The organism is Saccharibacillus sacchari DSM 19268 (assembly GCF_000585395.1).
GTDB lineage: Bacteria > Bacillota > Bacilli > Paenibacillales > Paenibacillaceae > Saccharibacillus > Saccharibacillus sacchari.
Window position 1 is genome coordinate 1,149,392 of sequence record NZ_KK073875.1, and the last position, 26,651, is coordinate 1,176,042.

Consider the following 26,651-nt stretch of genomic DNA (forward strand, 5'->3'; position numbering starts at 1 on the left):
AGTTAAAAACCCTGCTTTATCCAAGTTACTTAGCTAGCATTTTTTTTAGTTCGAAATTGTGTTCTTAATGAAAAAAGCGGCCGCACTCCCTGGTTGGAGGCGGTCCGCTTCTTGTCGAACTATTGTGTCGATCCGGGATCGGCATGAATCAGGTTTAACCTTTTACGAGGTACTTGGCAATCAGACCTACCAATTGACCGCGCGTGACTTGTGCGTCAGCAGCGCCGACTTCGATCGTCGACGGCTGAACATTGGCAGCCAATGCGATCAATTCTGCGGCTTCGGCGTTCGTTACCGCTTTTTTGGCGCCGAAGGTCGGACCTTCGAAGCTGCCCAGCAATCCTTGTGCTTCCAGACCCGCTACATAAGCTGCTGCCCATGTTGGAACGTTATCTGTGTACGCGTGCTGCGAAGCGTCGCCTTCAGCGCCGACTGTACGAGCCAGGATCGCTGCGAATTCGGCGCGCGTTACGCTTGCTGCCGGACGGAATGTTCCGTCTGCATAGCCGTTAACGAAACCAGCGGCGTGCAGCGCTTCGATCGAAGCCGCATTCGCGTCAGTTGCGATATCCGAGAAAGCCGATGCCGGAGTTTCGCCCGACGGAGCTTCGGAAGCTGTTCCCGGAGCGTCCGTGATCCGGCCTTCCGTTGCTTGCTTAACCGTACCTACGCTATCGAGGTATTCACGGAATACTTCGTAGTCAACCAGGTTCAGTTCATAGAAACGTCCGTCTTCTTTGGCTGCTGCCATCGAACGGTAGAAGTCGCCGCCGCCTGCGATATACGAGTTCGTCGCTACGATGTAGTACGAGTTCGGCTCGATCGGCGCGTATTGGCCGTTTTCGCCCAGGATTTGAATATCGGTAATACGCGAACCTTCTTGCGTCACTTCGCCCGTTACGGAATCGATCTTCTCGCCCGGTTGCTCGGAATCGTAAGTGAACTTCATGCCGGATACTTGCGGGAAGCGGCCTTCGCCCGTTTCCACGCCGCTAACGCCGTTTTCCAGCGCTGCTTTGATTTCGGTGCCCGTCATTTTCAATGCGCTCAGGTTGTTGCCGAAAGGCATCGTAGTCAGCAATGCGCCCAGCGTAACGTCGCCGGAAGGAATCGTTGCGCGGATGCCGCCTGCATTTTGGATCGTCACGTAGCCTTTAGCGTCGCCGAGTTCTACGATGCTTTCGACTTTGGCTCTCATGCCGTCGGCCATGAAGTCGCCCAGGTTCGTTTCTTGCTTGCGCACGCTGTTACGCTCGCCGTCCAGCGTTACGTCGGACTTGCCGATAACCGTCGTTTTGAGTTCTTCCAACTTGGCCGCATATTCTTTCAGCTTGGTTGCGGAAGCCTCGTCGCCTTTGATCACGTAGGACTCGTCTTCGTTCTTCGCGTCGACGTTGATCAGTTGGCCTTCCCATTTGGTCAGGACGCCTTTGTCGTCGAACGTCGCGTCCAGCTTGCCCAGGTTCACGCCGTACTCGCCCGTTTGCACGATCACGACCGGTGCTTCTCCGCCTTCATATACGGTAGGTTCGTCCAGCTTCGTATGCGAGTGGCCGCCGACGATGATGTCGATCCCGTCCACTTCTTTAGCCAATACTTGGTCTTCCGAGTAGCCAAGGTGCGACAGCGCGATGATTTTGTTTACGCCTTTTGCCGTCAGTTCGTCGACTGCTTTTTGCGCGCTTTCGACGTCGTCTTTGAATTTCACGTTTTCGCCCGGGGAAGCCAGCGCGATCGTGTCGCTTGTCGTCAGGCCGATGATGCCGACTTTTTCGCCTTTGACTTCTTTGATGATCGCCGGATAGATTTTGCCTTCCGCTCCCGGTTCGCCGATCGTGGTGCTTGCGTAGCTGCCCAGGTCCTTATCCGCCGAGAAGTCGATGTTTGCGCTAACGAATGGGAATTTAGCATCTTTTACGAATGGAACCAGGCCTGCCGGCCCTTTGTCGAACTCATGGTTGCCGAACACCATCGCGTCATATTTCAATTGGTTCATGAAATACAGGTCGGCCAGGCCGCCGTATTGGTTGAAGTAAAGCGTACCCGAGAATACGTCACCCGCGTCCAGCAGCAATGTGTGGTCGTTGCGTTCCGCATTGATTGCCGTCACGCGGCGATCGATGTTGTCCAGGTGAGCGTGCGTATCGTTCGTATGTAAAACGCGCAGATCGAATCCGTTTGCCGGCGTCGTTGCAGCAGCTTGAACGGATTGGCCGCCCAGTGCCGGCGACAAGCCGGTTACGAGTACCGCTGCTGCCAGTGCGACGCGGACGTTTTTCTTCGCTTTGAATCTTTTCATGAATCTTTTGCCCCCTTGAGGAAAAGTTGTGATTGTTTTCATTCTATGTCTTTCTTGACAAAACACGAACAAAACTGCTTGTTCTCCTCCTTAATCATATATAAACAAGCAAGCAAAAGTAAATAGCTTTTACATAAAACGCTTTTTTGAAGCTCTTTTTTTACAAAACCCGAACAAAACCGTCTATCCGCATGTTCGTTGTATCCATTGATTTTAGATGTTTTGTGTCCCATAATAAATTAGATATATGTTTGTCGAATCAAGGGGGAATTTTCAGATGACATTAAAAAGCCGTTTTGACTTCCATACGCAAATCGACCGTTTGGAGAGTGCTTCCGAAAAATGGGACGGACGCGAAAAGATTTTCGGAGCGCCGAACGCCCTGCCGCTCTGGGTGGCCGATATGGACTTTGCCGCGCCGCAAGAAGTGTTGGACGCTTTGCACAAACGCGTGGATCACGGAATTTTCGGCTACACGTTCCGCACGCCGGCGTATTTCGAAGCCGTCATGAATTGGATGAAGGAACGCCATGATTGGGAAATCCAATCCGAATGGATCACGTTCACGCCGGGCGTCGTGCCCGCGCTGGCTTTTGCCGTAGAAGCATTTACCAAGCCGGGCGACAAGATCGCGATTCAGACGCCGGTTTATCCGCCTTTCTATAACATCGTGCGCGAAAACGGGCGCCAGTTGGTCACGAATCCGCTGAGCGTATCGGACGAAGGCGACTACGCGATGGACTTCGACGATCTGGAGCGCAAACTGGCGGACGACGTCAAAATGCTGATCCTATGCAGTCCGCATAATCCGGTCGGCAAGATCTGGGCGCGCGAAGACCTGGAAAAGCTGGCCGAGATCTGCTTGAAGCACGACGTGCTGGTGGTAGCGGACGAGATCCATGCCGACCTGATCTTCGAACCGAAAACGCATATCCCGTTCGCTTCCGTGTCCGAAGCGGCACGCGACAACTGCATCGTCTGTACCGCGCCGAGCAAAACGTTCAACCTGGCGGGGTTGTCCGTATCGAATATTATCATCCCGAGCCGCAAGCTGCGCGCGACGTACGAACGCACCGTAGCCAAAATGCACGGTTTGGGCTCGATCAGCACCATGGGCGCGACCGCGACCGAAGCGGCTTACCGCCACGGCGGCGAATGGCTCGACGAGCTGCTGGATTACGTTCGCGGCAACATGGAATACGTGCAGGCCCAGATTGAAGAGCATCTGCCGGAACTGTCCGTGAAGCTTCCGGAAGCGACGTATCTGCTGTGGATCGATTTCCGCGGGCTGAACTTGGACGCCAAGGAATTGATGCAGTTCCTGCTGCACAAAGCGGGCGTCGCGCTCAATGACGGGACGATGTTCGGCGAGGAAGGCGCAGGCTTCATGCGGATGAACGTCGCGTGTTCGCGCATCGTGATCGAGCAGGCGATGGAGCAGTTGAAGACGGCGGTGGGGGAACTGCGGTCAGAAAAATAACGGCTAGTACCTTGACCCAGTTAAAAGTAAGGTTACGTCCGTCTGAACCCCTCTAAAGCGTGCGCGTTTCAGGCGAACGTAAACCTCTGCTTTAGAGTTGACAAGGTATTGGAAAAAGCCTTTTCGGGATATCCCGAAAAGGCTTTTTTGCATACAAAAAACAGTCGTCGTCAACAAAAATCGTTCCGTATTCAAGAAAGCGCGAAACGACCGTTTCCGCGCACCTTCCTCATCTTGAACCGGCTTTCCGGCAGCGCGGGCATCCGCGACAGGCTCAAGCCCAGATCCTGCTCCGGCACTTCGTAATCCAGCCGCTTCGCCAGGAATTCCAGGCCGACTCGCATCGCGTCGATGGTCAGCCATTCGCCGGCGCAGCGGTGTCCGTCGTATCCGCCTCCGCCCTGCGGAATCAGGTCGAACGGTCCGCCGTCCCAATACTCGAACCGCTCCGGCCGGAAAACGTCCGGATTTTCCCACAGCTTCGGATCGTGCGTCGTGCCGTAGATATCGAGCAGCACCATCGTGCCTTCCTCGAATTCATGCCCTTTCCATTGAAAATCGCGAATGACCGAAGCGCCGAGGAACGGCGTGAACGGGTAAAAACGGCGCGTCTCCTGCACGAACCATTGGCGGTACTTGCTTTCGTCGGCAGCCAGCTTTTCGCGGTACTGCGGATGTTCGTGCAGCGCAATCGCGCCGAATACCACGTACCGTCCGATCGCCACGATCGGGCGGACGATATTGATCAGCTCGATCGCCGCCATCCGCGCGTCGAGTTCGCGGTTTTGCAGATCTCGGTGGAACGCCATCGCGTAAGCCGCCGTGTCTTCGGGCACTTTGAACTCGCCGGCCCGCAGGTCGAGGATAAAGCCTTCCAGCCATTCCTCCGTCCGCCGGCGCGCTCTTCGGCCCGCCGCGTGACGGGGACCGACCGCGCCGAACGCTTCGACCATGTCGCCCATATCGTCGGCTTTTTGCCGCACCGTCTCTTCGTCGATCGGCACGCCGGACCAGCGGCAGGCCGCGCGATGCAGCAGCTCCTGCGACTCGCCGAACAATTCGATCTCGTCGAGCTTTTCCCAACGCCGCGCCGCCGCTTCCCATTCTTCGCGCAGCAGCTCCGTGAATACGTCCAGACGCTCGCGCGACATCAGGGACATGAACAGCATTTTGCGGTGGCGGTGCGCGTCGCCGTCCAGCGTCTGAATCGCGTCCACGCCGAACAGCGATTTTTGGATCCTTTTCGGAATCGCGCCCGAGCGCTTGAACTTCGTCGTGTCGTAAAACAGCTCCGCCGCGTCTTTGCCGCCCATGCAGATCGCGGGCTGCCCGAGCAGCCGCGTGCGGAAGATTTCCGTATCCATTTCCCTGCGCCGCTTGAAAATGAAATCGTAGCCGTCTTTGAGCAGGGCGAGGCTGTTGTCCAACGTGTGCTCCTGCGGGGTTTGTTCGTTTTGCGTCATGATCGAAAGCCCTCCTTCGTTTCCGGCCGACCTTGTTTGCGCGACCGAAGAATCTCTTTGTCTATTACCTCTTCCGCGGGGAAAGCGAACCGAAAATTTTATCCGATACGCGCCTCCAAAATGTGAACCAAACAAGCAGCCGATGCGAAAAAATAATTAGCCGCAATACCGGTCATTGATCCGTTCGGCCTTATTTTAGACTATCGAGAAAGAAGGGAATTTCGGCCATGCCGACCAAATTCGAAAAACAAGCTTCCAAACTGATCTTTTATACGCTGGAATCGCTGCTGTTCTCCTTGTATCCGCTATTCGCCCTGCTGTGGCTGATCGGCCTCGTTCCATTGTCCAGCACGCTGGCGATCTTGGGCATCAACGTTCTGCTGATCATCGGCTATTACGCGCTGTACAAGGCTTCGGCCGACCGAAGCTGGGGCAAGTTCGCGCTCGTGATGGGCTGTTTCGTCGCAGGCGACATTTTGTTCCTGTTTATCCCGAGCACCGTCATCTGGGTTCCGATTTTTATTTACATGACGCTGTCGCTGATCTACCTATCCCGCTCCGTGGTAGTTGCGGGCGGAATCGCGGGTTTGCTGTCCCTGACATTCCAGCTGCTGCTTAACCCGCATATTCCGGCTTACGATGCGTTCGACGTGGTGGTCATATATGTGGTGATCGTCATGGTGGGCGTCGCCAATTTTGCGGTCTGCACGATCGGACGCGGCATGCTGGAAGAATCGGCCCGGCAAAAAAATACGATCGAGCAGCTGCTCGGCGAAGTGGAACGTTCCGCGTCCGAGCTTAAAACGTTCGGCGAGTCGGTCGCTTCGGGAGCGGACGAAACGTTCCGGATCGCGGAAGACGCTGCCGCAAGCTTCGACGAAATCTCCAAAGGGATCGAAGTGCAGGCCCAAAGCATTCAGGAAATCAACGAAGCGATGATCCGTTCCGGCGACGGAATCGAATTGATCGGCCGCGAAACCGAGCAAATGAACGAGCTGTCCCTTAGTACGACCCGCCTCACCGAAGAAGGCGGACGCAAAGCCGAAGCACTCCGCGGCGACATGTCGCTCGTTCGCGGCAGCATGAGCGAGACGGCTTCCCAGGTACAGTTGCTGAACCGGTACGCGGAAGAAGCGCAGGCCATTTTGACCGCTATTTCGGAGATCGCCAACCAGACGAACCTGCTGTCGCTGAACGCCAGCATCGAAGCGGCGCGCGCCGGCGAACACGGGCGGGGCTTCGCGGTCGTCGCCGGCGAAATCCGCAGCCTGTCCGGCAACGTGCAGTCTTCCGCGCAGGATATCGCCGGACTGCTTGAGCAGATCCGCAGCCAGACCGGAATCGTATCGGACGCCGTGCGCGGCAACCAGTCGGCGCTCGAAGGATTGGAGCGCCGCACCTACGAGACGGGCGACCTGTTCGAACAGATCACGCAGGACGCGAACCACGTGCTGGACAAATCGTCGGAAATCCGGCAAAACATCGGCAAGCTGCAAGAATTCAACGGAGGCATCGCGGTTCAGGTCGGAGACTTCTCCGCCGCCAGCCAGCAGACGTCGGCATCCGTGGAGCTGGCCGTGAGCGGCGTCTACCGCCAGCGCGATTCGATTCAGCAGATCGCAGGCAGCGTAACGCGGCTCGACGCCATGATTGACGCGCTGCGCGAATTGACGGAGCGAACGGAAACGGAAGACGGCGAAGCGCCCGGAGCGGAACGCATCGCTTGATTTTTTTGAAAAAGAGACAACTTTTCCCTATGCCTCCGCGTCTGAGAAGCAGAGGGGGAATGAGCGTGAAGAACAAGAAAAACCGGTCGGGGCGAACGTTTGCCGCGCTGGCGGTGGTTTGGATGGCGGCTCTGTTGTCCGGCTGCCTATCCGGTCATTCGGGAAACGATTCGGCGCAAGGCACGGTTGCGCGCGAGTTTACGATCTCCAAAAATGCCGAAAATAAAAATCGGACGGAATGCATGCCGACCATCGATTACGTCGACGCGCTTATGCTGAACGACATTCATTACTACAATCGCCAAAGCTACGACGAACGAAACCGTCCTCTTTCTCCAGAGCTGATCGGCGACGAAATTGCCGAAATTGCATACACGATGTCCGACGATGCCTGTACCGATTTTGTCATGCGAAGCGGCGACGCGACCTTCGTTCCGACCGGAACGCCTATTTATGAAATGAAAGATTACGACCCCGACTTCCGAGTCGTCGCGGAAGGACGCATCTTCGAAGTCGGCGACAATCCGCATGCGAAAACGGTCGGCGACCTGTACGATATCGAAGGCAAGGTGTCGAAGATCAGCCGCGTGAGCGGCAATGACGGAAGCGTAATGCGGGAGTTCTCGAAGGAGGATACCGAAGCTTTTATCTCGGACCTGTTGTCGTCGGAGTACGTGGGCTTCGATGCGATTTATAAGGATAACCCGCCGGAATACCGCATTTCGCTGCGGATCGACTTGAACGACGGAACGAATATCCGACTCGGATATTGGCCGAAAGCCAACGCGATCACGGAAGGGGCTTACGGGACGGAGCGGATGTTGGAGATCGTGCAAAAGGAGCCGTAACGCGGAGAAGTTCGTTGAAAACTTTCGTTTCGCCATAAATCCGGATCAAAAAAAGCTGCGGAACGCATCATGCGTTCCGCAGCTTTTTGACATGTTCTATCCGTCAAATGAAATCGAAATCTTGACACCCTCACCGAAAATCACTTCTCTTCGACTTTCCGCAAATCCTCCAAACGGATATCCCCGACGCTGTTCACGATCAGGTCCGCTTGGCTCAGATCCTGGTTGCCGGAGTTCGGATTAACGAAGCCGATGCAGTGCATGCCTGCGGCTTTGGCGGCAGCCACGCCGTGGCGGGCGTCTTCCAATACCGCGCAGCGCGCAGGATTCACCCCCAACAATTCGGCCGCGCGCAAATACACGTCAGGCGCAGGCTTGCCCTTCGGAACCTCTTCCCCGCTGACCACGACCTGAATCTCGTCCCGCAGCCCGAACTTCTCCAACACGGCTTCAATAAACACGGGCGGCGAAGAAGACGCGATCGCCCGCGGAATCCCGCCTTTTTTCAACTCCGCAAGCAATTCCCGAATCCCTTCGATCGGCTCCATCTCCGCTCCGCGCAGCACTTCGATCTTATGCCCGAGCTGGTATTCGATAATCTCCTCCACGGTCTGGCTCATCCCGAATTCCTCGCGGATCGACTTCCACAGCTCCGGATTCGTCATCCCCACGTAATCCTCCAACTTCTCCTGCGTAATCGGATGCCCGTAATACTCCATCACCCGAATATCCACGTCGAAGTGCATCGGTTCGCTATCGATAATAACCCCGTCCATATCGAAAATAAAAGCTTCGATCATGATATATAGCCCCTCTCTATGCTACTTATTTCCTTCACCTTAACTTGGGTAAAGGGTGTTATGCAACTTTGACGAGACTGTACTTGCTGCACTTGCACCTCCTACCACACAATAAAAGCTTGAAGATAAAGCTTTCGGTTTCAGAGAAGTTGTTATTCCGACGAAGCGCCAGGCGTAGGGGGAAATTCAGTGAAAGACGCCTTTGAACGCGGAAAGCCGCAGGCTTTCTGCGCGAGACAGCGTCTTGAACGAAATTCCCCCGCAGCCGTCCAAGCTTCCCGAGCGAATAGGAACTGGTCTGGTTGCGGAAAGCTTACTTTGAAAGCTGACCTTAAAAAAACGCTTTGGCAGCCTGCCTTTTTTCATCCGCACGATGGGTGATGGACCGAAAAAAGGGCAACCCTAGCCCGAGCGAACGGACGAATATTGTCATGGATTGGACAATTGCTCTTATCGGCCGGACTACGTATAATATTTCACATAGGGTATATTCCAAAATTACGTTATTCAAATTTGAAATCCGATCCGAAAGGACTTGAATCATCATGAGATTTTCTATCGGGATGCGGAACATCAAGACGGCGGTTGCCGTGCTGCTCTGCGTGCTGATCTCGTTTGCCTTGAAGCTCGAATATCCGTTTTACGCCGCGATCGCCACCGTTATCGCCATGGAAAGTTCGATCACCAGTTCTTACGCCGCGGGGAAAAACCGAACGATGGGCACGCTGGTCGGCGCCGCGTTCGGCGGTCTGTTCGCGTTTATCGAGCCGCATAACGCGTATCTGTCCGCGCTCGGGATCGTCTACGTCATCGCGGTCTGCAATTTGCTGAAATGGAACAAATCCGTCTCGATCGCCTGCATCGTTTTTCTCGCGATCATGCTGAATCTGCGCGACGGAGAGCCTGCCTTCGCTTATGCGCTGCACCGGGTACTGGATACGCTCCTCGGAATCGGGGTAGCCGTATTGGTCAACTACTTCCTGATCCCGCCCAAGCACGACCGCAATCTGGAAAAAGCGCGTTTGACCGTTCGCCGCCATCTGTCTTCGCTCGCCCGGCAGCTGCTGCGCCAGGGGGGAGGCATTCATATCAGTCCGCTCAAAAAAGACTTGGCTTCCCTGCAAAAAGCTTGCGATACGTATAAAGAAGAATTCGATCTTGCCAAAAATAAAAGTCATGACCTGGTGTCTCGCATCGAACAGGAGCTGGACGTTTATCGAAACACGTACTCCCATATGCGCATGATCCGTCTGCTCACCGATCCCGATCCGCAAGGCGTAGCAAGCCTGGGCACAAGCCTGCTTCAAGCTTCCAATCAGAAAGCCGAAAGCGCGCTTGCTCCTGAATCCCAGGCCGTTATTTATCGGTACCACGTTGCATGCATCCTGGGAGAGCTTCAAACGCTGGGGTTGATGGTACCGACCGATATTGCTTATCCGTTGGAGGATATTGCGCAGTCCGATACGTTTCTTTCAAGCGAGACGAGACAACAAACAAACTCCGAAAAAACCCTTGAAAACGACCGCTCGCCGGTTACCCAACGATCTTAGACCGTGATAACGTGTCGCATGCAAACAGGCCGCCCGATTTCGGACGGCCTGTTTCTTTTCTATTTCTATTTTCATTGGCTTGCGCCTGACCGTCTTACTGATATTGGCTCATGAACCGCTCGGCCATATACGTGAACGGCATATTGTAATAGCTTGAAAAATACATGTCGCTGCCATGCGTACCGAAAGGCATTTCGATCAGCGCCACCCGTTCATTGCCAGCCTCGCGGTATGCCCGCGCGAAGGCCTGGGCCGTTTCCAAACTCACGATACTATCTTTTTCGCCCTGATAAATCAGCGCCGGCGGACTGTCCGCGTTCACGAGCATGGAAGGATCGCCCAAAGCTCCGCCGTTGACGCCGACTTCGTTCGCTAATCCGTTCGCCGGATAATAAGGAATAATGCCTTTGACCGTTAAGCCGGGAGCCAACATATTCGCATAGTCGGCAGTCGTCGGAACCAGTCCGGCTGCCGCCGCCAACTGCCCGCCGGCCGATCCGCCCGCGATAAATACGGAAGCCGGATTCGCTCCGTATTCCTGCGCATGTTGTTCCAGGTAAACCGTGAACAGGCCGATATGCCGAACCATGTCGTCGATGCCGTAATCGCCCACCACTTCTGGCGACACGACAGCCGACTCCACGAACTTTTCGGCGTTGCTGAGTCCGTACTGCACGTCGAATACCACGTAACCGCGCGAAGCAAAATACTTGTTCATTTGAGCAAAATTCTGTGCGCCTTTGTCCCCGATCGTCCAGCCGCCGCCGTGAATCCGAATCAATACCGAACCTTTTCCCGGTAGATCGTTCGAATCTTCAGGCGGCATATAGGCGTCAAAAGCCAGCTTCAACCCGGCATCGCCGGTGCTTTCTTGCCCTTCGTAGTAAACGATGTCCGTCTCGACGCGATAATCGCCATTCGTTGCTCCGTAAAAATAGTCCGGCAGCGAAAAAGCCGTGCGCATGAATCCGTCGCCTTCCACGGTCATGGGATCTTTTCCGAACGCCTGCTGATAAGCATCCCGGGCTTCGCTGACGATCTTTGGCGCAGACGCCAGCGGTAACGCGCAAATCACCAAGATCAGCAGGCCGCATAAGCGAATGACGCCCCGAAATACCGAGATAAAGAAGCCGCGTTTATGCCCGTACATTTTCACCAATAAAGCTGCCGCTCCCAAAAACATCAGACCGAAGAACAATGCGTATTCAGGCAGCACCGTCTCCAGCAGCCCCGCATCGACCGCGCCCAAAAGAATCGCCGAGAAGTATAAGCCGAGCAGCAGATTGAACAGAAACCACAGCGTAAGCAGCACCTTGAGCACGACTCGGAGCCGACTTCCGCCGGAGCGTCCTCCCTGCGAAGAATATGGTGAATATCCCCGGTCTCTCCGCCGCTCCTCTCGCTCTTCCGTTCCGTCTTGAAGCCGTAAAAAAGCAACCCATGCGCCCAACGCAAACAAGGCCAGCATGATGACCATCGTACCGATGCTGCGGGAATCGTAATCGCGAACGGCTGCCGAAGCCAACGTGTTGAGAATCGGAACCGCCGTCAAACCCAATGCATGCAGCGCCAGGTAGCCATATTCCCAAGCTTTATGTACGCCTCTTCCCATCGTCAAATGCAAATTGCCGAGCAGCGTCAGCAGAAGCAACAAGCCGTACATATTCCACCAGCCGCCTGTTGCGTCGACAAGCAAGTAGGTAAGGCCAAGCGCCAATGACAACAGGTTTCCCAATAGTAACGCGATAATGCCGAAAGTTCGAAATCGAGAGCTTCCGCGACCGCCCGCGGAAGCCGAAAATCCGTAACCGCCCGTGTATCCCACTGCACTCTCTCCTTCCTTTAAACCTCTTTGTATCCTATTATCTTCGAACAGATTTGTCGAACCCCAGATTTTAGGTGAGCTATCCGGGACTTTTTGAACATTTTGTGACAAATGAGAAAGCAAGATTATTTAAAATCGCTTCCGACATAAATAATTCCTTAGACCTATCCGATAATGACGACGCAGGGTTTATTTAGTCACCAAAGTTATTCAAGCAAGGAGGGGGACATAAGAAGCTTCATACGGTTACGACAGGGACGATAACAACGCAGAAAAATGGAGATGAATGTATGAAAAAACCGAAAACGTTTAGGCTATCCGTCTGGGTATTGATTTGCTCTCTCTTATTGGGCACTTCCAATATTCCGCTCGCCAGCGTTCATGCAGCAGAACCCCAAGAAACACCCTCGATTACCGCAAACGACCCTCAATCTTCAACGAATACCACTTCAACGCAAAGCGTCACCGTCAATGTTTATTTCACTCCAATCACGGAAGATCAATTCGAATCCCCAGGCCAGACAGCTTCAACTCTGTACGGTCCCGGTATAGGCATTACGGAAGTCGATAATACCAACGGACAATGGCAGTACTATCACCCTGATCTTCACGTATGGTATGCCATAGATAGTCCGAATACGATTAGTGTTTTCGGTGCCAATATTGGGATTCGATTTGTACCCAAAGCAAATTGGAATGGCACAGCGCAGTTCAAATATCGGGACTGGACGCTAGACATCGCACCTGGATATCCAAACTGGCTGGACCTAAATAAAGACTACGCGAGTTTAACCACCCACTTCGGTAATGAAGTCAAAACAGCCGAAATCACAGTAACTCCGGTAAATGATATGCCTTTTGTCACTGAAACAGGCGGCACTTTCCACTATGAATTGGACGGAAAAAGCTATGCGACCTATCCGGATCTCGGCATTTATTCGAAATCCTTCACTTATGAAGGATGGTTGTATCCGACAAGCGCTCCAACGTGGGGACGATTTTTCGATACATCTTACGGCTACGATAACTTCAACGTGTTCTTGGGCTTTGAAGGGAATACAGGAAGAGTAAGCTTTGCCGCCCTTCCTCAAATCGGTCCACGAGCTATTGAATATAAGGTCATCACTAATGAACGGCTACCGCTCAATCAGTGGGTGCACGTTTCGATGGTCTACGATGATACGTTGAAAAAAGTGCATATCTATTGGAATGGCGTGCTTAAAGCTTCCGGCACAGCCGATATGAGTAAAATGGAACCTGCCAGCTCCCAAAATGGTGGCGGACCACGTCCTATCAATTTGATGGGCGAAAGCACCTGGACCCAAGACGCCAACTACACAGGCGGTATGCGAGACGTCCGCTTCTGGAGCAAAGCTCGGACGCAAGACCAAATCCGCAACGAGATGGGCATTCGTCTGAACGGAACCGAATCGGGACTTGCAGCCAACTATCATTTCTCTGATCCAACAGACGGAACCGTAGCCAAAGACTACTCGAATGCAGCTCGTAACGGTGACATCGTTCAAGGGTTCTGGAAGTCGAGCGATGGCTTCAACCGCGGAGTCAAAACAACCGTGAACACTCCGGCGACCAAGACCTTCACGGCTAACGATGTCGACGGCGACGAGATCGACGTTATCGTATCGTCTTCCAATCCGACTCTGATCCCGACAGGCAACATTTCGGTTGTCGGACACGGCAGCGAACGTCAGTTGATTCTGACTCCGAACCCAGATCAGAGCGGCACCTCGCAAATCACCGTTACACTGAACGACGGACAAGGGCTTCCAAATAGCACAAGCTCCGCTACGTTCCAGTTTACTGTTATCCCGGGAGACTACGACCTGACCTCCATCAAGCCTTCTGTCGGCACGATGGAACCCGCATTCAATCAGGCAGTCGCCAGCTATAAAATCCATCTTCCGGGCAAGACCAACAACAGCCCGACCCAGAGCGTCGATATTGACGTAGTGGCTGCTAACCCGGGCGAAGTGGTCGTTACGGCTCAAGCCGATAACGGAAGCGGTCTTACCGTGACCGGCAGCTATCCAACATTCACGGTAACGGGTCTTAAACCGGGCGTTACGCAATCGGTCAAGATTCGCGTCGCGGACAAGAATGGCGCAGGCGGCAAAGATTATCAGCTTGAACTCATTCGTTATCCGGGCAACGATGCTGGCCTCAGCGCAAGCAACGGATTGGCTCTGTTCGACGGCAACACGCCGATCGCCTTAAAGCCAACTTACTCCAACGACACGCCGAACTATACCGCCGAAGTTGAACAGAATGTCAGCAAGATTACGGTGAATGTCGAAAAGTCCGCCGCCGCTTCCACCGTTGAACTTAACGGAAGCCCAATCGGCTCTTCCAACAGTACAACGGCAAACGGCACGGTCGAACTCAAACCGGGACGCAATGTGATCGACGTCAAAGTAATAGCCGAAGACGGCAAAACGGTCAAATCCTACAGCGTAACCCTAATCCGTAAACTTTCTGCGGACGCCCGGCTCGTTAAACTGACAACAGGCCCAAGCGGTTTATCGCCTGTATTCGTCAGCGACAAAAGCGAGTACACGCTGAATGTTCCTTATGACGAGACGACCGCGACTTTCACCCCGACGGCTGTTCAACACGCCAAGATCGAGATCAACGGCGTTGAGCATGAAAGTAGCGAAATATTCACAACGCCGACTTTGAACAGCGGCAGCAATATTTTCAATATTAAAGTCACGGCGCAAGACGGCGTAACCACGCGGACGTATAGTTTGGTTATTGTCAAAGCTCCATCCGACGTCGCCGATCTTACGACTTTAACCGTGACGCCAGGTACGCTGTCTCCGGCATTCGACAATACAAATACGGCCTACAGCGTCACGCTGCCGAATGCCGATGACGAGATTGATATCACGCCTACACTGTCGGATTCGACAGCTACAATCACCATCGACGGAGACGTTCACACCGATGGAACTGCCTACACCAAGCCGTTAGCAGTCGGTATTAATACGGTTACGATCCAAGTTACTTCCGAGAGCTTGAATACGAAAAAGACAACGATCATCACGATCATTCGTGAAGCTTCTTCCAACGCCGACCTGGAATCCCTTGATGTAGACGGCGAGACGTTGTCGCCTGCCTTTGATCGCAATCAAACCGACTATGAAATTACGGTTGATTCCAGCACGGACGAGTTGGATTTCTTGCCGAAGGCCGACGATGATGCCTATGCAGAGGTTCTTCTGAACGGTATCCTGGTTAACGCCGGCGACAAGAAAACAGTGACCCTGAAAACCGGAGTCAACACCATCACTATTACAGTGAAGGCTCAAGACGGTAAAACCACGAAAACCTATACCGTTACGGTCGTGCGTAAAGCTTCTTCCAATGCGGATCTGAAAAACATCTTTGTGGACACCGACCCGCTTGCGAACTTCGATTCCGCAACGTCAGAGGTCTTTACCGATGTTCCTAATACCGTATCCGCAATACTCGTAGGCGCTGCAACCGTTGATCCAACGGCTACTTATAAAGTTAACGGCCAACCTGCAGCTCCACTTCTTATCGATCTTGCGGTCGGCAACAACAAAGTCGAATTCGTAACGCTGGCCCAAGACGGTCAGACGACCAAGACGTACACGCTGAACATCATTCGCGCCGCTTCCGGCAACGCGAATCTGGATGAGCTGTTATTGAAAGACGGCGACGAGGCTCCGATCGACATCGAGCCTGAATTTTCGCCGGATGTTTTCATCTACGATGTGACCATCGAAGATACCACCGAGACGGTCAAACTGGGCTTGCAACCGGAGGATGAAAATGCGGAGATCACCGTGACTCAAAACGGTATTCCGGTGCCTTCGCCGTACATCCTCACACCGACTACGGGACTCAACATCATCGAAATTGACGTCACCGCACAGGACGGCAGCAAGAAACGGTACACGCTCAACCTGATCAAAAACCCGAGCGCCGACGCGACGCTCAAGCAATTGATCGTGGATGCGGAGCTGCAAGAGCCGATTCCTGTTTTCTCTCCAGGGACGCGCGAATATGCTTACCATGTATCCAATAAGGTCGATACCTTCTCTCTCCAACCGAAAGCGAATGCCGATGGCGCCACCTATCAAGTCACTCAGGACGGACAGCCCATTGACCCAAGCAATCTTGAACTGAAAGAAGGAAACAACACCTTTACCGTCACGGTTACGGCTGCCGACGGTATCACAACGCTTGCGTACACCGTTAACATCTATCGTGAAATCCTGCCAAAAGACGCTTCTTTATCGTCATTGCAGGTCATTTCCGCTCGGGGAACGGAGTCGCTGTCACCAACCTTCCCGTCGGATGAACGCACGTATGAAGTTCAGCTTCCTTACAGTTCGAGCAAGGTAACTGTAGAAGCACTCGCCAACGATCCTCTTGCCAAAGTCACGCTAAATGGATTGGCAATCGACGGTAGTCAAGAAGTCGGTCTTCTCGAAGGCAACAATGTATTCGAGATTCGAGTGTTAGCTCAAGACGGCAAAACGCAGCAGGTTCACGCCCTTACAATCGTTCGTCAACCTGCCGCCGCGCCTTCTCCAAACCCTATACCTGTACCTGTACCTGTACCTATACCTATACCTGTACCTGTACCTGCACCAACGCCGACTCCGACTCCGATCAAAGAAAGCGTGACGATTCGTGTGGAAACCGGCGAACTGAATCAAGGTCCTCTGCTGACGCAGATTCCGATCGATCGTACGCGTCAAGGCGATAGCGTGCGCGACGTCATCACACTCAGCGAAGCTTACAGCGCAGAAGCGATCGCCAAACTTGCCGAATCTGGCAACAAGACCGCTCGCGTCGTTGTTCCTGACGACCAGGATGAAGTTACCGACCAACGCTTCAACGTCGATAAGACTGCCGTGCAAGCTCTTGGCGGCGCAGGCGTAGCTTTGGAGCTGTTTACGGAAAATGTTAAAATCATCGTCCCTCAAGGTTCCATGAATCAATTCGACGGCGATCTGTATTTCCGACTGATTCCGATCAAGAAAGAGTCTGAACGTATTGCAGTCGAAAATCGGGCAAAAGTGGAGAAAATCGTCCGCGAAGTTGCCCAAGACGATCGAATTACGGTAGTAGGACGCCCAATGACTATCGAGACCAACATGCAGAGCCGCGCCGTTACTTTAGTCTTGCCATTAACGGGTGTCACACTGCCGAATAATCCTGTCGAAAGAGAAGCCTTCCTGGCTGACCTCGCCATCTTCATTGAGCATAGCGACGGAGAGAAAGCCTTGATTCGTGCCAAAGTCGTCGACTATAAGCCGGGATTGAAAGGCCTTGAATTCGGTGTCAACAAATTCAGTACCTTCACCGTACTCGATATGAACGGTGCTGATCTGGAAAGCCTGCTAGGACCAATCAATACGGCAGACGGCTCCGGCGCAGACGGAAACGGAAGCGGAAGCGCCAATTTCCATGAGGCTTATATAAACGGCTTCACGGATGGCACATTCAAGCCGGAACGCACAATCAGCCGCGCCGAGATGGCTGCCATTCTGGCACGCAACCTGGGTTACTCGGAGAACATCGCTCCTGCCGCTTACCCGGATGTCCAAGCCACCCACTGGGCAGCAGCAGAAATCGCCTTCGTACAAAGCGTCGGCCTGATGGTCGGTGACGATCGCGGCCTATTCCGTCCGAATGCTCCGATCAGCCGCGGCGAAATGGCAACCATTGCTTCCCGCTACAAAAAGCTGGCCGTAACGGATTCCGCTTCCGGATTCCAAGATACAATCGGTCACTGGGCGGCAAAAGAGATCGAAGCTGCCCGTGCTGCCGGTATTCTGAACGGCTATACGGACGGAACGTATCGCCCGAACGGTCGTTTGACTCGCAGCGAAGCCGTTAAGATCGTTAACCGTATCTTCGATCGCGGTCCGCTGTACGGCACGTCGAAGCCAAGCTGGCCGGACGTACCGTCCTCGCACTGGGCTTACGAAGAGATCGAAGAAGCTTCCCGGAACCATAGCTTCGCCCTTCGGCCGGAAGGCGGAGAGAATTTCCAACCTTAGTCCGATCAAGTCGCAAGGGATTCAAGCCGAATAACAAAAACATGCAGAAAGAGCCTAACACCTTGGTGTGTAAGGCTCTTTTTTTATTTCTCTCACTTTTTCTTAAAATCGACCGATAAACTCAGAAAACCGGATTGCAAATTCCACAAAACCTAGTATAATACTTGGTAATAGAAATTGAAGGAGCTGACTTTTGTAATGTCCGTAGATGATTACCTTGACCTGTACAACTATGCCAAGTCCATCGGCGACGCCGAATGGCAGGCTTCCCTTACCGCATCACTGGCCGAACAACTTGCCGCGCCGGCACCTTCCGCCGAGGAAGTCAAGCTTGCGGCTCTATGGGAACGATTCGACCAGATCAACGAAGAATTAAAAGGTCTATTCCTGAAAATGCGCACGCAGTCCGCTTCCGCCTACTCGGGCCGTTTGGAAGAGCGCGTATGGGAACTCAAATTGGAACGCATCATCGTCTCGCAAAGTATCCGTTTCCGGCATGTCGGGGTGTAAGGTTCATTTACGCCCGGCAGCCGTTTCCCCAATAAAAAAGGCAAGCGGCAGACGTGGGTGAACCACGTGCAAACCGCATGCCCGATAGTCGTATATGTGCATTGCGAAGCCTAAAGCATGTGTACGCCTTACTTCGACATTTCCATTTCTTTGCGCATCATGGACATGCAAGAAGTCATCATTTCGTCGCACTCCTGCATTTTCTTCATCATCATGTCCATATCCATGTTCATGTCTTTCATGCTCATGCCGTCCATCCCCGACATTTTCTCCATACATGTCTTCATGGTGTTCATTTTGCACATCATTTCATCCATGCACATCGTCATCATCATTTCCATCGCCATCTTTTCCATTGTTTATTCCTCCTCAAATTATGTGTTGAAGATTTAAACCCAGTCAGACGGAACACCCTCATATATACCCGAAATCACGCTTAGAAACTCGTACGAAACCTCGCATCAAAGAGTTTTATCACCGCACGGAACAGGCAAAAAATACGTAATACCTAAAGTAGCCGGATAGGAATATTTTCGATACAACCCAGATTCTGTTAAGGTTCTTTTTTGTCGTGATCAATATAGCTTCCGATACTCGGTCGGCGTCATATTTTCCCGTGCCATAAATTGCCGATTGAAGTAACTTACGCTCGGATATCCGGCGTCTTCGGCGATCTGGCCGATATTCCGATCCGGATGCTCCAACAGCCATTGCTTCGCCATTTGCAGACGCGAACGCGTGATGAACTCCATCGGGGTCATTTTCATCAAGGTCTTGAACAGTTTGCAAAAGTAATAGTCGCTTACCCCTGCACGCTCCGACCATTCCCTCAGCAAAAAAGGCCGGCATGCTTCCCGCTGCATATCCGGCAAAAGGCTCAATACGCGGTTCTCTGCCTTGCCTGAACGGTTTTTTTTCAAAGGCACGGCTTGGTGCACGAATTCCGCCAAGACCGCATACGTCAGCGTGGATAAACGAGACTGATGCAGCATCCGATTCTGTTCGGCTTCTTCCAACAAATCCAGATGCGCCTGCTCCCAATCGTCGCGCTGCCTGAGCGTCCATAGCAGATGCCGATGGAATCCGCGCTCGATCATGTAATCATGCAGCCTTTCCCCGTAAAAATGTACCCAGCGCACGTCCCACGGATCCTCCTCGCTGCTGTAATAATGTTGACGCTGAAGCGGAAAATAAAGCACCGCTTGTCCGCTTCGCAATTCGTGCACCGTCCCCTCGATCTCCACATATCCTTTTCCCGACGCCACGTAATGGATATTAAAATTGTTCAAAGCTCCTTCTTCGCGCAATACGTGATGCTCCGGTTGGCGGCTGTAATGACCGACCGATTCCGGCAGGCAAAAGTAAGCTTGCCGCTGCAAGGTAAGCAGTATGCTTTGTCTGTGCATATTCTTCTCCTTAATGACAATATCGTGTTAATTCAATTCAATATATTATTATTTTCAAGCTCTCTTTCATTCATTATAATCGCATCATATAACAATATTCGAGTAGTCATAGGAGGAATATCATTCATGCATCCACGAAACAAACTGCGCTGGGGCATTCTCGGTAGCGCTAACATTGCGGTTCGTTCCGTCATTCCGGGCTTGCAGCAATCTGAACTCAACGAAGTAACCGCTCTGGCAAGTCGTACCTTGGACAAGGCAGAGCAAGCGGCCGCCGAACTGGGCATTGCCAAGACGTATGACAGCTATGAGCAACTGCTTGCCGATGACGAGATCGATGCCGTATACATTCCGCTTCCGAACCATCTGCACTACGAATGGACGCTGCGCGCCGCCGAAGCGGGCAAACATATTTTATGCGAGAAGCCGCTTGCGCTGAATGCCGACCAAGCCGCAGAAATGGCCGCTGCTGCTTCCAAAGCCGGAGTTCATCTCGCCGAAGCTTTCATGTACCGCCATCATCCGCGTTATGACCAGATTCGCGACGTGATCGCAAGCGGCGAGATCGGCGACGTGCGCGGGATTCATAGCACGTTCACCTTCAACAACAGCGGCTCGGACGGCAATGTGCGATTCCGCAAAGACTGGGGCGGCGGCTCGCTGTACGATATCGGCTGCTACTCGATCAGCGCGGCACGAATGCTGCTGGGCAAGGAACCGACCGCCGCGACCGTAATCGCCCAATTTTCTCCGCAGCATGACGGCGTCGATATGATGGCGAGCGGTCTGCTGGAATTTGACGGTCAGATCGGCGTGACGTTCGATAGCGGCATGTGGGCGGCTTTCCGCAATACGCTCGAAGTGCTGGGCAGCCAAGGAACGATCGAGGTCCCTTCCGCTTATGTAAGCCCGGGTGACGAACGCTCCAACTTCTTCGTAACCGTAGGCGACCAGCGTCGCGAGGTGCAAGTTTCTTCGCTGAATCAATATGCCGCGCAAGCGGATGCTTTTGCGCGTACGGTGCTGCACGGCGAAGCGCCGCTTTACGGTGCGGAAGATGCCGTGCGCAATATGCGCGTGCTGGATGCGTGTCTGAAGTCCGCCGAGCAGCGCCGACGCGTCACGCTGTGAAGGCAAAGTCCCGTTCTTTTCATAAGAAGCTGATCACGCATTTCCGTTTTTCAAAACCATTCCCGAAAGGATGAAGACTTCTATGAAACATATCGAAATCAAAGGCGCTGGCAAGCCGATCTCCAGACTGATCAAAGGCACGGATTACTTTACCCACGATACGTACGAAAAAGCCGCGACCAATATGAACGCATTCCTGGAGATCGGCGGCAACACGGTCGATACGGCGCACATTTATTGCGGCGGACAAAGCGAGGAAGTGCTTGGCCGTTACATGCAGGAACACGGCAACCGGGATTCCATCGTCATTCTGACCAAAGGCGCGCATCATGATCAGAACGGGCCGCGCGTGAACACCGACGCGATTCGCAGCGATCTGAACACCAGTCTGGAACGCTTGAAAACAAACTTTATTGAGCTGTACGCCCTCCACCGCGACGATGAATCCATGCCTGTCGCCGTGATTGTCGATGCGTTGAACGAACATATCAAGGCAGGCCGTATCGGAGCGATCGGCGCGTCCAACTGGACCTGGCAGCGCTTGAAGGAAGCGAATGATTATGCGGCTTCCAGCGGACTCGTCGGTTTCACGTTCAGCAGTCCCAACCTGAGTCTCGCCAAAGCCAACGAGCCGTTCTGGGCAGGTTGCGTATCGGCGGATCAACAGACGCTGGATTGGCATGCGGAGAGTCAACTTCCTTTGCTCTCCTGGTCGTCCCAAGCACGCGGCTTCTTCACGGGACGTTTCACCAAGGAAGTGCGGGATAACGCGGATCTGGTACGCGTCTTTTACAGCGATGACAACTGGGAACGCCTGGAGCGCGCCAAGCAGCTGGCTGCCGAAAAAAACACGACGCCAATCCAAATCGCGCTCGCTTACGTCCTGAATCAACCGTTCCCGACCTGCGCCCTGATCGGCGCGCAAAACCGCGACGAGCTGCTGTCCTGCGAGCAGGGCGCAACGATTACGCTGACGCAAGACGAGCTTAACTGGCTGGACCTGAGCGCGGCGAATCAACTTCGTTAACCCAGCGTCAAAATTGTTCGCGCACCGTAAATCTTGCCTGCTTTCGCAGTAGCTAGCCGCGATCTGATGGTATGATCCGGGATAAGAAAGCTTTTGCCAGAATCTTATCGAAAAGGGGATTGCCATGTCTCAGCTTGCCGCTTCCAAACCGCCCCGCCGAACTCGCAAAAGAGGGTCGAACGCGGGGCTGTTCCTGTCGCTGCCGGTGCTGTCCTGGGCGCTGTACGACTTTGCGAACACCATTTTTTCATCCAACATCGTCACGATCTTTTTTCCGCTGTATCTGCAACAGGTGCTCGGCGGAGACGCGCGGATGGACCAGATCGCCAGCACCTTTATCAGCTATGCCAACGCCGCGGCGGGGCTGCTGCTCGTCATTTTCACTCCGCTGCTCGGCGTCTGGATGGATCGGACGGGACGCAAAAAAGCTTTTCTTGTTCCTTTTGCGCTGGCAGCCATTATCTTTACGTTCTTGATGGGCTTTACCGCGTACACGAACAGTTCCTCATCCCTGTTCGGCCTGCCGCTTTCGATCGTGGTCGTGCTGATCTTTTTTACCGCGGCCAAGTTCTTCTATAACTCCAGTCAGCTCTTCTATGACAATATGCTGCCGGACATCGCGACCGGTCCTCAAGTTCCTCTCGTCTCGGGCTTCGGCGTCGCGGTCGGCTATATCGGCACGTTGATGGGACTGGTCGTCTACGGCATCGTGGGCAGCAGCGATTACCCGCTTGCCTTTATTCTGACCGCCGTGCTGTTCCTGCTTTTCTCGCTGCCGATCATTCTGCTGTACAAAGAAAAGCCTGCGCCGCCCGTCGCTCCCGCGAGCGGAACGCGCAAATCTTTTTTCAGCGGTTACCGGGATATTTACGAGACGTTCAAAGAAGCGAAGAAGCATCGGGCCGTGTTCACGTTCATGATCGCTTATTTCTTCTTCAACGATGCCGTCGCGACCGCGATCGCCATGATGAGCATCTATGCGACCGCCGTCATGGGCTTCAGCGCCGGACAATTCATTCTGCTGTATCTGGTGGCAACGGTGTTCGCGATTATCGGCTCGTTCGTCTTTGGCCATATTACGCGCAGAGTCGGGGGAAAAGTCTCGTCCGGACTCGTCGCGATCGTGCTGATCGCCGCGCTCGTTCTGGCGGCTGCCGCCTTCTCCGCTGCCGTCTTCTGGGCCGCCGCCTGCCTGTACGGAGTCGCGATGGGCTCGCTGTGGGTCACTTCGCGCACGATGATCGTCGAACTTTCGCCGCCGGAAAAAAGAGGCCAGTTCTTCGGACTGTTCGCGTTCTCCGGCAAACTGTCGTCCGTGCTCGGTCCGCTTGTATACGGCAGCGTGACTTGGGCGCTGGCGGGATACGGAACGCTCGCGAGCCGCGCGGCGCTACTGTCCCTGGTCGTGATGGCTGCCATCGGGCTGGTCGTGCTGCTTCGCGTGCCGTACGCCAAGCCGACCGAAGAAGTTCAAGCTTGATTCATGGCTCTTATCCCAACCGGAAGCTGCGTTTTGATGCGCGGCTTTCGGTTTTTTATATTCCTTTTTGTTGATTGCGATTGAACAAAAATCTGTGGGGTATCTTATACATGGACGCCTATGAAGCCGACCCGGGTTTTGAAGTCCGGTTGGTTGCGCGAAGAAAGTTTGTTATAATAAGTAACTGTATGGCGATGCTTCATTTGCGAAACATCTGCCCAATTTGTTGACGACAGAGGAGGAATTTTTCGATGACGACGAGTTTGAATGCAACCGTGAAACTGAACAATGGCGTGGAGATGCCTTGGTTCGGTCTGGGCGTATGGCAAGTAGAAGACGGCGACGAAGCCAAAAATTCCGTAACTGCGGCGATCAAAGCCGGTTATATCGGCATTGATACGGCAGCCGCTTATAAAAACGAAAAAAGCGTGGGCGAAGCGATCCGGGAATCCGGCGCGAACCGCGACGGCCTGTTCATCACCTCGAAAGTCTGGAACGGCGATCAAGGTTACGAAGAGACGCTGGCCGCTTTCGATGCGACGATGGAAAAGCTGGGGCTCGACGTGCTCGACCTCTATCTGATCCATTGGCCGGTTCAAGGCAAATATAAAGACACCTGGCGCGCGATGGAAAAGCTGTACAAAGACGGCCGCATCCGCGCAATCGGCGTCAGCAACTTCCAGCCGCACCACCTCGACGACCTGCTCGCCGATGCGGAAGTCGTGCCGGCGGTCAATCAAGTGGAATTCCACCCGCTGCTGACCCAAGCCGAGCTTCTGGACTACTGCGCGAAAAAAGGCATTCAAGTCGAGGCCTGGTCGCCGCTGGCGCGCGGCTTGCTGTTCGAAAACGAAGTCGTGACAAGCCTCGGCGAAAAATACGGCAAATCCCCGGCGCAGATCCTGCTTCGTTGGGTGCTGGATAAAGGCGTCGTGGTGCTGACCCGCTCCGTGAAGGAGAGCCGCATCGTCGAAAACGCCGACCTGTTCGACTTCACGCTGACGCCGGAAGACGTAACCGCGCTTGAAGCTTTGAACAAAAACGAGCGCACCGGCCCGGACCCGGACAATTTCAACTTCTGATTCGATCCGAAACGAATTCATTCGAATCGTGCGAGCAAGCCGTTTCCCGAATACGACGGGAAGCGGCTTTTCGACGTGCAATTTTCGGAATGCAGCGGGTGTCGGCCACCGGAACGCATCGTTTTTTCAGATCGGCTAATCCTTGATCCGCTTGCATTGATAACGATTTCGAAAATTTGAGACAAGATTCGACTGCGTCGTTTCACAAAGTTCGGTGTATGTAATAAGCAGTCAACCAAATTCGACAATTCCGCAAACTTATCCGAAACGGAAGTGACAACATTGAAGCAAGCAACCAGTGTATTTTACATATCCGCCTCGATTCTTGTCGTGCTGGTCGCGATCGGCGTTATCGCTCCCGCCGGGCTCGAACAAGGAACGAACTACGTTCAGTCCATTCTTACCGACACCTTCGGCTGGTATTATCTGATCGCCGTGACGGCATTTGTCGGCGTCTGCATCTATCTGCTCGTCAGCCCGCTGGGCCGCATTAAGTTGGGCAAGCAGGACGACACTCCCTCTTATTCGCGCCCGACGTGGCTTGCGATGCTGTTCAGCGCGGGAGTCGGCATCGGATTAGTCTTTTACGGCGCGTATGAACCGATCAACCATTACGCGGTCAGCTCGCCGACCGGAGAAACGGGAACGGAAACCTCCGTGCGCGAAGCCATGCAGTTCACCTTTTTCCATTGGGGCGTTCACGCGTGGGCCGTATACGGCTTGGTCGCGATGTCCCTCGCCTACTTCATGTTCCGAAGAGGAGAACCGGCGCTGATCAGCTCGACGTTGATCCCCGTTCTCGGAAGGCACGCCAAAGGGCCGATCGGCAAAACGATCGATATCGTCGCCGTTCTCGCTACGGTGATCGGGGTCGCGACTTCGCTCGGCTTCGGCGCGGTTCAGATCAACGGCGGCCTTTCGTACTTGTTCGGCCTGCCATCCAATATTTTGACTCAATTCATCATCATTCTGGTCGTGACGGTCATGTTCATGGCGTCGGCGCTCAGCGGGTTGGACAAAGGCATTCGGATTCTCAGCAACGTGAACATGATTTTGGCGGCCGCGCTTTGCGTCTTGGTCTTCGCGTTCGGCGCGTCGTTGTTCACGCTCAACCTGTTCACCGATTCGCTGGGCCGTTATTTGCAGAACTTCATCACGATGAGCTTCCGGATCGCCCCGCTCAATCCGGAGAACCGCGAGTGGATCAATACGTGGACGATCTTTTACTGGGCTTGGTGGATCTCGTGGTCGCCGTTCGTCGGGATCTTCATCGCCCGCGTCTCGAAAGGCCGCACGATCCGCGAATTCGTCGCTTACGTGCTGCTGGCGCCTTCGCTGATCGGATTTATCTGGTTCTCGGTCTTCGGCGGATCGGCGATCTCGCTCGAACGCAGCGGAAAAGCGATGCTGTCCCAGCTGGTTCCTGAAGAAACTCTGTTCGGCATGCTCGGCACGTTCCCGATGGGCATGGCGATTTCGATTCTGGCAATCGGCCTGATCGCGATCTTCTTCGTCACCTCGGCCGATTCCGGCACGTTCGTGCTCGGCATGATGACGACGGGCGGCGCGCAGAATCCGAACAACGTTTTGAAATTAGTCTGGGGAGTCATGCTGACCGCAATGGCGCTGGTGCTGCTGTATTCCGGCGGCCTTCAGGCTTTGCAAAACATGATGATTATCTCCGCCTTCCCGTTCTCGTTCGTCATCATCGCGATGGCGGTCAGCCTGATCAAAGTCTTGAACAAAGATTCGCACGAAATGGGACCAAGCAAACGCAAACCGCCGAAAAAAGCGGAAGCGAAAGCCTGATTCTATTCCGATTCATCATTCGGCCTATCCAAAGAACCTGTCGCACTTCGGCAGGTTCTTTTTTCGTGCATACGCATAAAACCAACTTGCCGGGAGCTGCTTCTCTCGTTGCAATGAGCAGGGATGCGAGGTATATTGAACACATTCACTACATC

The 26,651-nt window shown here is 53.8% G+C and carries 17 protein-coding genes; 11 read left to right on the plus strand and 6 right to left on the minus strand.

The genetic code is table 11. The features are described 5' to 3' along the window. Window positions 1-154: 154 nt before the first annotated feature. Window positions 155-2,299, minus strand: coding sequence for a 5'-nucleotidase C-terminal domain-containing protein (locus SACSAC_RS05070; protein WP_037284091.1), 2,145 nt, complete (start codon window positions 2,297-2,299; stop codon window positions 155-157). 277 nt (window positions 2,300-2,576) lie between these two features. Between SACSAC_RS05070 and SACSAC_RS05075 the strand changes: the two genes are divergently transcribed. Beyond that, window positions 2,577-3,779, plus strand: a complete 1,203-nt coding sequence (locus SACSAC_RS05075; RefSeq protein WP_037284094.1) for a MalY/PatB family protein — start codon at window positions 2,577-2,579, stop codon at window positions 3,777-3,779. 191 nt (window positions 3,780-3,970) lie between these two features. On the opposite strand, the gene cypC is transcribed toward SACSAC_RS05075, so the two are convergent. After that, window positions 3,971-5,242: a CYP152 family fatty-acid peroxygenase CypC gene (gene cypC, locus SACSAC_RS05080; RefSeq protein WP_037284095.1), complete on the minus strand. Its 1,272-nt coding sequence runs from the start codon at window positions 5,240-5,242 to the stop codon at window positions 3,971-3,973. Between the two features lie 227 nt (window positions 5,243-5,469). Here cypC and SACSAC_RS26825 point away from each other — a divergent pair, with 227 nt between their 5' ends. Together SACSAC_RS26825 and SACSAC_RS05090 are read left to right on the plus strand one after the other, a co-directional pair. After that, on the plus strand, window positions 5,470-6,969 hold the full coding sequence (locus tag SACSAC_RS26825) for a methyl-accepting chemotaxis protein (protein ID WP_051506879.1): 1,500 nt from the start codon (window positions 5,470-5,472) through the stop codon (window positions 6,967-6,969). Window positions 6,970-7,034: 65 nt separating this feature from the next. Next, window positions 7,035-7,817: a hypothetical protein gene (locus SACSAC_RS05090; protein WP_156950952.1), complete on the plus strand. Its 783-nt coding sequence runs from the start codon at window positions 7,035-7,037 to the stop codon at window positions 7,815-7,817. A gap of 140 nt (window positions 7,818-7,957) precedes the next feature. On the opposite strand, the gene SACSAC_RS05095 is transcribed toward SACSAC_RS05090, so the two are convergent. Then, a complete protein-coding gene (locus SACSAC_RS05095; protein WP_037284097.1) occupies window positions 7,958-8,617 on the minus strand; it encodes an HAD family hydrolase in 660 nt (219 codons plus the stop codon). 545 nt (window positions 8,618-9,162) lie between these two features. Here SACSAC_RS05095 and SACSAC_RS05100 point away from each other — a divergent pair. After that, the gene (locus SACSAC_RS05100; RefSeq protein WP_051506881.1) at window positions 9,163-10,167 is read left to right on the plus strand and encodes an FUSC family protein; all 1,005 of its coding nucleotides are present in this window, start codon (window positions 9,163-9,165) and stop codon (window positions 10,165-10,167) included. 94 nt (window positions 10,168-10,261) lie between these two features. Here SACSAC_RS05100 and SACSAC_RS05105 read toward each other — a convergent pair whose 3' ends face one another. Further along, window positions 10,262-11,992 carry an alpha/beta hydrolase gene (locus tag SACSAC_RS05105; protein ID WP_037284099.1) on the minus strand — a complete coding sequence of 577 codons (1,731 nt, stop codon included), beginning with the start codon at window positions 11,990-11,992 and terminating at the stop codon, window positions 10,262-10,264. Window positions 11,993-12,282: 290 nt separating this feature from the next. On the opposite strand from SACSAC_RS05105, the gene SACSAC_RS26830 reads away from it, so the two are divergent. Together SACSAC_RS26830 and SACSAC_RS05115 are read left to right on the plus strand one after the other, a co-directional pair. Beyond that, window positions 12,283-18,051 carry a cadherin-like beta sandwich domain-containing protein gene (locus tag SACSAC_RS26830; protein WP_084777917.1) on the plus strand — a complete coding sequence of 1,923 codons (5,769 nt, stop codon included), beginning with the start codon at window positions 12,283-12,285 and terminating at the stop codon, window positions 18,049-18,051. Between the two features lie 198 nt (window positions 18,052-18,249). Next, window positions 18,250-18,561, plus strand: a complete 312-nt coding sequence (locus tag SACSAC_RS05115; RefSeq protein WP_037284101.1) for a hypothetical protein — start codon at window positions 18,250-18,252, stop codon at window positions 18,559-18,561. Between the two features lie 128 nt (window positions 18,562-18,689). Here SACSAC_RS05115 and SACSAC_RS05120 read toward each other — a convergent pair whose 3' ends face one another. Further along, a complete protein-coding gene (locus SACSAC_RS05120; protein ID WP_037284103.1) occupies window positions 18,690-18,917 on the minus strand; it encodes a hypothetical protein in 228 nt (75 codons plus the stop codon). A gap of 219 nt (window positions 18,918-19,136) precedes the next feature. Next, the gene (locus SACSAC_RS05125) at window positions 19,137-19,967 is read right to left on the minus strand and encodes an AraC family transcriptional regulator (protein ID WP_037284106.1); all 831 of its coding nucleotides are present in this window, start codon (window positions 19,965-19,967) and stop codon (window positions 19,137-19,139) included. A gap of 126 nt (window positions 19,968-20,093) precedes the next feature. Between SACSAC_RS05125 and SACSAC_RS05130 the strand changes: the two genes are divergently transcribed. The 5 genes from SACSAC_RS05130 (at window position 20,094) to SACSAC_RS05150 (ending at window position 26,496) form a co-directional block, all read left to right on the plus strand. After that, window positions 20,094-21,098 carry a Gfo/Idh/MocA family protein gene (locus tag SACSAC_RS05130; protein WP_037284109.1) on the plus strand — a complete coding sequence of 335 codons (1,005 nt, stop codon included), beginning with the start codon at window positions 20,094-20,096 and terminating at the stop codon, window positions 21,096-21,098. A gap of 82 nt (window positions 21,099-21,180) precedes the next feature. Beyond that, window positions 21,181-22,125, plus strand: coding sequence for an aldo/keto reductase (locus SACSAC_RS05135; RefSeq protein WP_037284111.1), 945 nt, complete (start codon window positions 21,181-21,183; stop codon window positions 22,123-22,125). A gap of 124 nt (window positions 22,126-22,249) precedes the next feature. Continuing rightward, on the plus strand, window positions 22,250-23,605 hold the full coding sequence (locus tag SACSAC_RS05140) for an MFS transporter (protein ID WP_037284114.1): 1,356 nt from the start codon (window positions 22,250-22,252) through the stop codon (window positions 23,603-23,605). 251 nt (window positions 23,606-23,856) lie between these two features. Further along, the gene (locus SACSAC_RS05145) at window positions 23,857-24,687 is read left to right on the plus strand and encodes an aldo/keto reductase (RefSeq protein ID WP_037284119.1); all 831 of its coding nucleotides are present in this window, start codon (window positions 23,857-23,859) and stop codon (window positions 24,685-24,687) included. Window positions 24,688-24,969: 282 nt separating this feature from the next. Next, window positions 24,970-26,496 (plus strand): glycine betaine uptake BCCT transporter, encoded by a 1,527-nt coding sequence (locus tag SACSAC_RS05150; protein ID WP_037284122.1) that lies wholly within the window; start codon window positions 24,970-24,972, stop codon window positions 26,494-26,496. Window positions 26,497-26,651 lie beyond the last annotated feature (155 nt).